Source organism: Methanoregula sp. (assembly GCF_049518935.1).
Classification (GTDB): domain Archaea; phylum Halobacteriota; class Methanomicrobia; order Methanomicrobiales; family Methanospirillaceae; genus Methanoregula.
This window is the reverse complement of sequence record NZ_JBEKRH010000005.1, coordinates 16,237-27,765: the sequence shown is the minus strand read 5'-3', so window position 1 is coordinate 27,765 and position 11,529 is coordinate 16,237. Positions and strand designations below refer to the sequence as shown.

The 11,529-nt window shown below is 38.7% G+C and carries 8 protein-coding genes; 2 read left to right on the top strand and 6 right to left on the bottom strand.

Annotated elements, in window-relative coordinates; translation table 11 throughout:
• Positions 1 to 551: 551 nt before the first annotated feature.
• Both ABSE13_RS05285 and ABSE13_RS05280 read left to right on the top strand, forming a co-directional pair.
• Positions 552 to 1,148 carry a DUF3821 domain-containing protein gene (locus tag ABSE13_RS05285; RefSeq protein WP_424027540.1) on the top strand — a complete coding sequence of 199 codons (597 nt, stop codon included), beginning with the start codon at positions 552 to 554 and terminating at the stop codon, positions 1,146 to 1,148.
• A gap of 69 nt (positions 1,149 to 1,217) precedes the next feature.
• Entirely contained in the window at positions 1,218 to 2,747 is a 1,530-nt protein-coding gene (locus ABSE13_RS05280; RefSeq protein ID WP_424027458.1) for a serine/threonine-protein kinase, read from the top strand.
• 25 nt (positions 2,748 to 2,772) lie between these two features.
• Here ABSE13_RS05280 and ABSE13_RS05275 read toward each other — a convergent pair whose 3' ends face one another.
• From ABSE13_RS05275 to ABSE13_RS05250, 6 genes are all read right to left on the bottom strand, one after another.
• The gene (locus ABSE13_RS05275) at positions 2,773 to 4,479 is read right to left on the bottom strand and encodes a hypothetical protein (protein WP_424027457.1); all 1,707 of its coding nucleotides are present in this window, start codon (positions 4,477 to 4,479) and stop codon (positions 2,773 to 2,775) included.
• On the bottom strand, positions 4,454 to 5,515 hold the full coding sequence (locus tag ABSE13_RS05270) for a hypothetical protein (protein WP_424027456.1): 1,062 nt from the start codon (positions 5,513 to 5,515) through the stop codon (positions 4,454 to 4,456). The genes ABSE13_RS05275 and ABSE13_RS05270 overlap by 26 nt, the downstream gene beginning before the upstream one ends.
• A gap of 470 nt (positions 5,516 to 5,985) precedes the next feature.
• Complete coding sequence (locus ABSE13_RS05265) at positions 5,986 to 7,989, bottom strand: monovalent cation:proton antiporter family protein (protein WP_424027455.1); 2,004 nt, start codon at positions 7,987 to 7,989, stop codon at positions 5,986 to 5,988.
• A 91-nt stretch (positions 7,990 to 8,080) separates the two neighbouring features.
• A complete protein-coding gene (locus tag ABSE13_RS05260; protein WP_424027454.1) occupies positions 8,081 to 9,448 on the bottom strand; it encodes a hypothetical protein in 1,368 nt (455 codons plus the stop codon).
• Between the two features lie 27 nt (positions 9,449 to 9,475).
• Positions 9,476 to 10,267: a DNA integrity scanning protein DisA nucleotide-binding domain protein gene (locus ABSE13_RS05255; protein WP_424027453.1), complete on the bottom strand. Its 792-nt coding sequence runs from the start codon at positions 10,265 to 10,267 to the stop codon at positions 9,476 to 9,478.
• A 39-nt stretch (positions 10,268 to 10,306) separates the two neighbouring features.
• Positions 10,307 to 11,479 (bottom strand): ATP-binding protein, encoded by a 1,173-nt coding sequence (locus ABSE13_RS05250; RefSeq protein ID WP_424027452.1) that lies wholly within the window; start codon positions 11,477 to 11,479, stop codon positions 10,307 to 10,309.
• Positions 11,480 to 11,529: the final 50 nt, after the last annotated feature.

Below are 11,529 nucleotides of genomic sequence, written 5' to 3'. Positions count from 1 at the left end.
TATTCATTCTCAAACTCATCGGTACTATCGTTATCCCCAAAATATTCTTATTAAAAAAGCTAGGGAATGCCTTTTTGTTGCCGAAATTATTAAAATTCACAGGATACGAATATAATTTTAGGGCTTTTATCCAATTATCAGGCGTTTTAATTTTTATTTCGAGGGATATGATAGCGAATAACTAAATTGGCACCATATCCTTTTGGGCGTACAGTTACTATTTTATCTTGGGAATCAAGAAAGCTCCGCATGACAAAGAAACAAATAGGCATTCGATAATTTGGGCCGGGGTAACCACCTACTTTTTCATGTAAACCCCCGGCACGAACATCAATAGACGTTATTCCCTTTTGTTGTGAATCTTTGAAAATTTGAATCAGAGCACTCCGAAAAGTGTCAGCGTCAGGTACCATATTTTCGCAATATGTTGATTGGGAGACTATCTCATAAAAAATAATCTTGAGCTGATATGGCTATATTCATATATTATTTAAAGAAAGATACTCGATGAGAGATCGAAATTGAAAAAATACCATTTATCCCATTGTTTGATGGTTTTCATATTTGGGATATTTGTAATCGCACCGATGTTCTTGCCTGAAGCCAGCGCAGCAGATTCCGGGATTATAAGAATCCAGCAGGGGCAGAAAGTTTCAGTCGGTAATATCATAGATATTTCAGGTGTTGTACCCCCATACCCTCAGTTGGCGTATTGGGATGGTTATAATGAATATGATTCCGCTCCAACGTACATCCTCACCCTTTCAAACTACCGTAGCGCATGGTATTCCTTTAATGTGGACCCAGCGATATTCGCGACCCGTTTGGGATCATGGTACAAATACGATCAAAATATTGGATATGAATCTAAAGGGAACAACCTCGCATTCGTAGTTGTCAGGGAGAACGTTGCACCGGTAACAACGATTCCCACTACCAATGATATCTCCGAGACATTCACCCCGCTACCGACATCTTCGATGTCAACCCCAATGCCAACACATATTCTCACACCCACACCCACACCCACCCCAACCCAATGGAATTTTGAAAAGAGTGATTATGCACTATGGAGCAGTATTCTGATTGTTGGATTGTGTTTTGGTTTTTTTGAATTATACCGGTTCAGGTCTTCAGGTAAAAAATAAGGTGTCTCTCGTCGAACTGGCATTGTGATACGTTAAATTCAATAGTCATCAAATATAATAACGAAATCTATGGATCCGATCGACGACCCCGTAATTCCAAATTTTGTTGATCAGGTCACGGTAAAATACTTAAAAATGGGTTACGATTTTGTCAAGGTAGGAAAACTTAACGAGGCCCAAATGTGCTTTGAAAACGCGACAAATTCAAATAAAAAAAATATTGACGCCTATTTGAATCTGGGTATTACGACCTCTATTCTTAAAAAGGGTGATGGGCTTCAATCGTTCAAAGACTCATTCAGTTGTGGTATTGGTAAAACGAATTATGTTAAGGAAAGATTTGACATTTTATTTGAATTTTATAAAAAATACAATAAAAATATCTCTCATGTAAAACACGATTTTGAAATTGCAAAGTCCCATATTGACGAGACCAAAATGTGGTCGGTTATCAGAAGTTTCATTAAAGATAATTTTCCCGTCCCTCCGCCGGATAAGCCACAACATGGGGGATATGACTCCTTTTTTCCGGATGAGTTGGTGCTGGAATACCCGAATCATAAATTTATTAACGAAGGTGGAACTGCCCGTGTTTATAAATGTGAAAGAAAAAAAGATGGTCTTATCGTTGCAGTGAAGATTCCAAAAGAATTTGATCGGAAAAAATCAAAAAAATTTATCGATGAGATCGCGACCTGGAGAGATCTGGATCATAAAAACATCGTTAAGATTTTTGATTATTCAGCAAACCCGCCATACATTGTGATGGAATTCTTTCTCCAATCTTTAGGTCATATCGAAACACCCATGCCGACAAATGAAGCGTTAAAGATGATTGTAAAGATCACTGATGCCCTATCATACGCCCACAAAAAGGGGAGACTTCATAATGATATTAAACCTGCCAATATCTTGTTGTCAAAAGACAATGAACCCAAATTAGCTGACTGGGGGTTAGGGCGACATTCGGGAGTATCGCCATCAAATTTCGCTTCACAGACATCTTATACACCATTATATGCAGCACCCGAACAGTTGAAGTATGAAACAACTGATGTCCAAACTGATATTTGGCAGGTTGGTGTAGTTCTATATGAATTAATTACGGGAAAACATCCCTTTGATGAGAGAGATCCGAACCGCACTTACAAAAAGATCATTTCTGATGACCCTATCGAACTCCCGTCTACAATAAATCCAAATCTGAAACGGGTTGATATTATTCTTTTAAATTGTTTGCAAAAAGAGAGAAACAACCGGTATAATTCAGCGGATGATCTCATTCAGGACATCGACAGGATTTTGCTGGAAGATTTTACTACGCAGACAATCACACCCGCCCCACCCTATGTTAAACTAAAGGCTCACCTTGAACTCATAAGGATCTATTGCCGGAAAAACAGATATGATGATGTTATTGTCAATCTGACAGAAATTCAAAATTTTTCTCAAGATGAGCAAATCCGGTCAATGCTTGATACTGAGATCGAAGCAATAAAATTTTACAAATCCCATCAGATTCCTTTGGAGGAACGATTACCGGAAATCGAGAAAATTTTCAAAAAACATCTCAAAAAACACATCATTGAACCCTCGTGAGCGATCATCATCTGATATTTTCACACTAAATCGGAATACCGTGAGGATTCTGGATTGTGGGTGGTGGATTTGCCGTGATTCCTGTCTGATTTATAGATTGAGGTATTGTCTGAGTGTCAGTAGGAAGTGTCGTCTGGTTTACTGTTTGATTTAATGGGTGTGGTAGTACCTGATTTTCCATCTGGTTTGTTGGTGGGGGTATTGTCTGATTTACGATCTGATTTGTCGCCTTTTCACCACTCAACCCGGGAAGACCAATAAAAAAAATGTAAACGATAATCCCGATTATTGCAATTAATGAAACCAGCAGAAGAATCAATAATTTTTTATTGATGCCGTCAACAAAAATGGTGTCGATCAATGTGGCTTGGGGTAATGGAATGAGAGCCCGTTTGTACTGATCCTGTAACTGGTTCAATTTTTTCTTATTGAATTGTTTCTTTTGATATTGTTGTAAAACTGCTTGGTATATCGAATGCCCTTTCCGCTCCTGTTCAAAATTGGATTCAAACATACACTCTATAAAATCAAGAACCTCGGTTTGTTCAAAGTTGTGTAACTGTATGGTATTGTTTAAAATTTGAAGTCTTTGTTCATTGAATGACGGATTTGTTATCACCGATTCCAACAATTGAAGGTCACATGTCTTGATGCTGGTATTAAGCAGATCTTTTAAGAAATATTCTTCAAATACTCCGTGAGAGATCAAGTATTTTCGGATGACATTTTTTAAATCCTTATTTCCATTGATATAGCCGGTTTTTAAAATTTCTATATCGTCAGAGTCTGGAGGGTTAACCGATTTAATAATATAATCAACGATGAGGATAATGAATTTTTTATCAATTCCATATAGTGTTTTGTTGTATACGAAAATTTTTCGTGCGATTTCGTAGAGTAACGTAGAGTCATCCTGATATAAATCCAGAATATCCTGAGTTTCTTTTGGATTTTGTTTGATGATCTCATCCAGTATATCAGAATCAATTAGGTAACTTTTCAGGATCCGCGAAAATTTGTTTTTATCTTGAAAATCAGTATTTTTTATTCTATTACGTTGTTCTTCAAAGATTTCTGAAATAGCCCGAAAGAGAGTCTGGTCTTTTTCAAAAACTGGCTGGATCTTCTCCTCACCATTATTAAGAATTTCAAGATCCATTCCCATAATATTCGGGGAAATGAGGACGTCTTCATCATAGGGATACTGGGCAATTGTAATTTTATAGTTGGGAATATTTTTTTGATTGCACGACTCAACAATCTTCATTAACATCCCGAATGACAGGGACAGATCCTCGATTTTGATCTTTACCGGGACATGGATCAGTATTTTTCCAATAATGGCTGAAAGTGTGGATATTCTACTGCTTCGCTCCCGTACAGGTAAATCACCTTCATTCAGAAGACCGAGTACCCGGTATTTAATCTCCTGAAGATTTTCAACATGGGTCCTAGCATCATCATAGAAACGGTTAATAAAATCGCCTTTCATTGAAAATTCAGATGCTGCATATTTTTTAATAAAAATCGCACGTTCTTCCCGGCCACCGATTATCTGAACCATTAATCTGGTACCGAGTAAGATGATCCTCTCCGAGACCTCAAAATAAAACACAATTCTTTTTTTATCTAACTGGTGCGCCAGTTCATTGTATCCGGCCAGATCTCCGGTTAATTGCTCCCCGTTCGTCGAATATACGGAGAAATCAGAGCTCGAATTTGGCAACTTCACCAAACCTCCAGGGGAAAATCTGCGTGATTACATTTTGCTGATCGCTCTTACTCATGGGATTTACACTTATCGTGAAGAAGAAAATGGGGATCGAACCTGCCTTATGCTCAATCGCCTGGAATGTGGTTAAGGTATGTAAATAATTAAAAATGTCTCCTTCAATCTCTTCAGCATGGGGGGAGTTTTCACCGATGGATTCTATCGGCCTGATCTTATCTGTCTTCGTAACAACCAACGCGTATTGTTTTTCTTCCCCTATAAAATCCATAATATTTGCATAATACGTGAACAGACGGGTCAGTTCATCCCGCGAAGCACCATCATCTTTTGCCACAATATCCCCATCAATCAACAGGATGATCTTTCCCGAGTCAGTAAGCCGTTTATAGATAAACGATAGGACCACGTCTTCAATTATGTTGGGAATGATCTCTCGGTGGCTCTCCTTGATCGATTTAAGAAATTTTATGTATCCGATATTTTCCGATAGGATTTTTTGATCGATATTCAAACTCGTACTTAATTTTTCTATAATGGCCGTATAGTTGACCGGATCAATCTTCGAGGTTAGATCATGAACCCATTCACCGGCGTAATCCACCAATGTGAGCTCAACGGATTTGAGCCCCCATTGTTTTCCTATCAGGGTATAGATACCCACCATATCAGTAGTGTTTGCACGGAGGGGCTCATTTTTTTCTATCTGACCAAGATAATACCCATAGCTGAAAAATTTCTCTTCCTTCTGGTCACCACAGAAGATAACTTCCTTGGAATGCCCCTCATGAAAGCCTACGAATTGTTTGAACATCCCGAGCATGAAGTAGGTTTTTCCGGATCTCCTGGGGCCGAACACGAAGACTTTGGATCCGTTAACACCTTTGAGGGTATCCACGCCGATGAGATATATGCCGGAGATTATGATGAGGTTCACGATATATGAGATAAAGCCAAACCGGTCCTTTACATAACTGTTGACAAAACCGTCAGAGAGTATAATGATCAAAAAATTGTAGAGTATAATAAACGCCAGCATCGCAATGAAAATTTTTATTAAATATCTCACATATCGTGAAAAAATCTCATGATGATGATTGATAAAAAAATACGCGGTGAATATGCTTCCACCCAGGAGACCATAGAGGAGGAAATCAATGTACAAGACATTATGTAATATCGTGTATGATGCAATCAGAGGTATCAGAAAGACAAATAAAAATATCCCCCAGATCTTTGTACTCTCGTCATAAGAGAGCCCGATGGAACAGATCAGTAGGAAACCCAATATGATCGAAACGACCGGGTAAAAAATCACACCCGGCAGGGTGGTATTCAGACCCCCATTAATCGTCTGAGCGCTTATCAGAGAGAAAAAAATTGAGAGAATCAGGCTGCATAAGATTGACAATTTAATAAAAAATTTTTGCGTATGTTCATTTACTCTCACATAAATCACCAATTTATAAAGGTACTTTAGAATATCCGATATATGTTTTACAGGGTAGATTATTCTTTTGGATTCTTATAAAAATTTGTAGCCTGTTCGATAAACCGGTTAATATCCGGAGAATTTCCATGAACGACAATAAGATCATTCTCTTCAAATTTTTCATCCCCAGTGGGATTGGTAATAACGGCATTTTTACGCCTAATTGCAAGAATAGTAACTCGGTAATTCTGACGGATAGCGGATTCAGAGATTGTTTTCCCGATAAATCGTGATGGATAAGACAGCCTGACCGATGCAATATTTAATTCCGGGTTGTTTATCTTCATCTCTTTATACGACAGGTCAGGAATGGGAAAATCCCTGAGCATCACATAGGCATTTTTCCGGATCTCTCCGACGAAATTATCAATTTCCGTTTTCGGAATTAGGTATTTAGATAAAATTCGTGTGAACAATTCTATTGATGTTTCGAATTGTTCAGAGACAACTTCATCGGAACCTGCTTTGTAAAGATCATTTACATCCTGAAGGTACCGCGTTCTGGCAATAATATAGATACCTGGGTTCATGAACCGGGCTTTTTTTACAATACGGCTGATTGCTACCGGGTCAGAAATAACAATCAGAATAATCCGGGCAGATTGAATATTTGCATGTTTAAGCACGTCTTCTTCGGTTGCATCGCCGAAAAATATTGGCTCTCCGTTCTCTCTCTCCGTTTTCACCGTTTCGGCATTCATCTCAATAATGGTATACGGAATTGCGGACAATTTTGCAGTTCTGGCAACATTTTGGCCATTCAATCCATAACCTACAATGATAATGTGATCAGAAATCGGGGACGATAGATCCGTTTTTCCCTCAACTTTCGTCAAGGAGAAATGCCGCTTTAAGGCTTTTTTTTCTGAGAGTGAATCAAAAATACGGGGTGCAGAACTTATCATAAACGGCGTGCATGCCATGGTGATTAAAGATACACTCAAGAACAACTGGTAGGTCTCATTTGAAATAAGATTATACTGAAGTCCGGTTTGTGAAAGGACAAAAGAAAATTCACCGATTTGGGCGATCGCAAACCCGATCAGAAAAACAGTTCTGACTGGTAATCCTAGAATCAGGGCGGAGAAACTCCCCGTAAAAAATTTTATTAAGATTACACCCAGCACGAGGACAATAATGACGAGTATATTGAGCATAAAAAATTGAATATTCAGAAGCATGCCAATGGATATGAAGAAAAAACTGGTGAACACATCCCTGAATGGAATAATATCTGAAAGTGCTTCCAGGTTGAATTCTGATTCAGAGATGATCAATCCGGCAAAAAATGCCCCGAGTGCCAATGAAAGGCCTGCATTCGACGTTAAATAGGCGATTGCAACACATATTCCCAGAATACAGAATAAAAATAACTCTTTACTCCGGAATTTTGCTGCTTCATAAAGAATTCTGGGTACAATCCATCGCGCAGAAATATAGACAACGACGATGATTAGGCACCCTTGTAACAGGAGAATCGGGAGGGAACTCCCAATTCCACTATTACTTCCTGATAACACAGGAATCAATAACATCATCGGAATCGTTACAAGATCCTGGAAAATCATGATGGCTAGAATATTTTTCCCATAGGGGCTGTCGATTTCACCCCGTTGCTGAAGCAGTTTTATGACAATTGCAGTACTGGAGAGCGAAATAAGAAAACCAATAAAAACCGCCTCTCCGATACTGCGTCCCAAAAAAGTCAGGAAAAGGAAAGCGACAATAATGGTTGTTAAAACCTGTACCAGGCCACCGAGGATTACAGCTTTTTTTACCTTGATCAGACTTTTAAAAGAGAATTCCAGACCTATGGTGAAGAGTAATAATGCCACGCCGATTTCGGCAAAAGTGTCAACCTGATTCATATCAGTGATAAATGCCAGGCCAAAAGGTCCTGCCAGAACACCAGTAAATAGAAAACCAACAATAGTAGGAATACGAAGATACGAACACACGAAAAGGACGATGATCGATAAGCCAAATATGATCAGAAGACTGATCAAAAAATGAGTGTCCATACGAATATCCTTCAATGAACCTATTTCATTAAGAGATTATTGTTTAATTACTATAAGTTACTCTTCTGGATTTCCCGATTCGGATTTATGTTTATAGTACTATTACCGGTCCCATCGGAGGTATATCCTTAATTACTAATTTTTTTTCCTTTGCATAGTGAGAAAATATTTCTTCAACAAGTCCCGAATCCAGGTATTCATTGGTTTTTGAAAATTCAATACAGTGCTTTAATGAAACCGACTGGCTGACAAGAAGTTTTTGATCCATCTCAGGATAGAGAATCTTCTTTAATTTCAGGAGTGTTTCTCCTTTTGTTTCTAAGTCACATATTTTCGATAATTCGATAGATTTTTTATCAAACTCATTAAAAAATTTTTTATTTTTATGTAAATCCAAAAAACATAACGTCACATTGGAGGAGATAAAACTACTCATAATTTTTTTATCTGAATTGGAATCCTCAATATTTTCGAATCCGGTTGGTGAAGCAATACAAAACAAAATGTGATGGAAATTTTTACAAGACTCTTTAATACCAAGGTCCAGATATGCGGGAATTTCCTTGAGTTCAAGGGGTTTACTGTCGAATCCATTTTTTAGATAGTCCTCAATATGTGATACAAACACCGCGTAAAAAATTAAGGATTTTTTCCTCAACGTTATGCTTTTTTCAGTGAATACTGCCTTAATATACTGATTCTTTGGAACAGTATCAGTTCGTTTGAACTTTTTGTCATTCATTGAATTCGACGTTGCTGAGCAATTACTGAATGTATCTCCTTTTATAATCTCATCAACCGTAAAACACTGGCCTGAAAATCTGATGCAGTCTTTATTGGATTTTAGCTTGTGTTCAATTCTGTTAATAAAATCAAATTCCCTTTGTTGGGCAGAAGACGTTGATACGATAAAGTGACCCGGCTCGGATCCAAATGCCTCATAAAACTTTTCATTATAATGGTCTCCCTGTTTTTTCAAATAATGCCGGATCGCAGGTCTTATCTCATCATGGATTACTAGTTGATTGATCGATCGCCGTAATCCGGCATATCCGGTATAAAATGATTCCACCGACCGATCTCCAGAAAGTAATTTCTGGTGAAGTTCAAGGGGGGTGAAATTCTCAAGTATGTAAAATTTTTTCAGCAGATCACATACTTCAAGTTCAGTATCAGAAAAAGAGAATGTGGCTGGCTGCAATATCTGCTTGTCTTTTTTCGCATATGAGTATAATATTAGTAATGCCATTTGGAACTGGGCATGCATTTCCTGTTCGACATGTGCCTTATAGTAACCACATTGACCATCAGTAAATTTTTCGTAATCGTTTTGAATTTTTTTAAATAATTTATCAATACGTTCACGAGATTCAGAATGGAAAAAGAACGCGGGATTGAGTACCTGTGTAGCGGACTTCAATACCTGATTAAGGCATTCCCAGTTTTCCTGTTCGGTCATAAAAATCGTCAATATGATATACAACTGTTATGGGTGGATGGTTTTGAATATTTTGCCTTCTTTGACAACAGATATCTTTCCGCCACTTTGCGATACAATGATTCCTATTGACCTGGTTTCCTGGGTAATAGCTGCGATTGAAGAATGGCGGGTCCCATGTCCCTGAGGGATATTTACTTTGCTGGTATCAATCGTAATATACCGGGCTGCTGCTTCAACAATTCCCTCTCCCCGGACAATAAATGCACCATCAAGTTGTGCAAGTTCTTTGATACACTCATTCATCTCGGGATTTGTTATCGTTCGATCTTCCACTTTATGGCCAAAAAAAGGGTTGAGAATCAGTTGCTTGGAATATCCAAGAACGGCATCAGCATCTCCGATGAGAAACGCAGTACCCACATGCTTTCCCTCTCTGCCTTCCCGGGCAATTTCCAGAGCAATATGAAAAACCGAATCCAGCACGGATAGCTGGATATCTGAATTCGCAGGAATAAGGGATTGCCAGAATTGTTCATTGATTTCAGCAGAATCCGGCTGAATCTTCTTTTCTTTTTCTTCCGTTACGGGATGAAAAGAGGGAGGGTTATTACCCATCTGCTCTTTCAGTGACGCCTCAATTTTTTTCCATTCTTTCACTTTTATAGGGAAGTGTTGTGGGCTACTTGGGTAACGATCTGCCAGTTTTTTAAAGATGAAAAGACATTTTTGTGCATTTACCATTGCAGTATCGAGGTCTCCTTTTGAGAGCGCAGCCTTGTAATCCGCTGAAAACCCTTCAGCGGCCTGGATAAGAGTTGATGTGATATCGATTTTCATGGAGGTCTCGGATGTTTTACTGGATTTGATAAAGAGAAGTTATATTCCAAACTCATCATTCCATTTTTTAAATCTCTCAATATCATCCTGCGCCATAGGAGATTTTACCCGTTCAAACGCATTTTGGAAATATTCCATTATGATGGGTCCAACAGATAATGTCTGTTTTTTCAACTCTTCAAAGGGAAGTTCTGATTTCTTATAGAGATCAGGATTATGGACTCTGATCATACTCCGGAGAGCTTCCTGGCAGAGGAACTGAATATCCCTCCCGGAGTAATTTTTCTTTATACACATTTCAGAGATTTTGCCCAGATTTAATGAAGCAATGTCCAGTCCTTTCAACTGGATTTTTATGATCTCTTCAACGGATTTGGCATCCGGCAGGGGGATGTAAATCCGCAAGGGGAACCGTGACAGAATCGCTTCATCAAGGTCCCAAGGAGAATTCGTTGCAGCAAGTGTCAAAAGTAATTCGTCACTTTTTTTATCCTGAAACCCGTCGAGTTCTGAAAGTAAGGTCGATAACACTTTTCGTGATGCATCACCGGCTTCCTCATCTCTGGACAAGGTGATGGAATCAAATTCATCAATAAAAATGATCGAGGGCTGCTTTTTTCGTGCCGTTTCATACAGCGACGTGATTAATTTTGAGGACTCCCCGAAATATTTTGAGAGCACGTTACTTACTTTAACATTGAAAAATGTGGCGTTGAGACTCCCCGCAGCAGCCGCTGCAAGAAGGGTTTTCCCCGTACCCGGAGGACCAAAAAGAAGAATTCCTTTATCCGATTTGATCGATACCGGTTTCTTTAACCCTGCAATGACGATAGTCTCCATGATTCTTACTTTTACGGAATCGAGACCCCCGATATCTTTCCAAGTGACGTTGGATTTTGCGATGAGACTCTCTGCATATCCTGCAAGATCCTTCTGGTCGTCCCGGATTTGCTCAAAACTACTTGGGGGAGACGTCGATGAAACTGTTTTTGCACCGGAATCTGCATAATTTTTAAAACTTTTTGCCGCTTCAATATATTCGGCTTTTTTGTTTGGATCGGATTTTGCGAGCTGGATAAGGATATTACAACAAACCAGAGCCATTTTTTTCGCTTCTTCAGGTTCGCCCCTTGTTTTTGCATCATCAAATTGCTTATGCGCTTTCTCTAATTCACGTTTTAATGGTATTGTCAGGTCAATATTTATTGACATCCGCATCCCCTCCCGATAACTTCACATGACTGTTGGAATATTGATTAAAA

Coding starts and splice junctions, on each gene's coding strand:
- ABSE13_RS05285 (WP_424027540.1), top strand. CDS start 552: ATGGTTTTCATATTTGGGATATTTGTAATCGCACCGATGTTCTTGCCT.
- ABSE13_RS05280 (WP_424027458.1), top strand. CDS start 1,218: ATGGATCCGATCGACGACCCCGTAATTCCAAATTTTGTTGATCAGGTC.
- ABSE13_RS05270 (WP_424027456.1), bottom strand. CDS start 5,515: ATGCTGGCGTTTATTATACTCTACAATTTTTTGATCATTATACTCTCT.
- ABSE13_RS05265 (WP_424027455.1), bottom strand. CDS start 7,989: ATGGACACTCATTTTTTGATCAGTCTTCTGATCATATTTGGCTTATCG.
- ABSE13_RS05260 (WP_424027454.1), bottom strand. CDS start 9,448: ATGACCGAACAGGAAAACTGGGAATGCCTTAATCAGGTATTGAAGTCC.
- ABSE13_RS05255 (WP_424027453.1), bottom strand. CDS start 10,267: ATGAAAATCGATATCACATCAACTCTTATCCAGGCCGCTGAAGGGTTT.
- ABSE13_RS05250 (WP_424027452.1), bottom strand. CDS start 11,479: ATGTCAATAAATATTGACCTGACAATACCATTAAAACGTGAATTAGAG.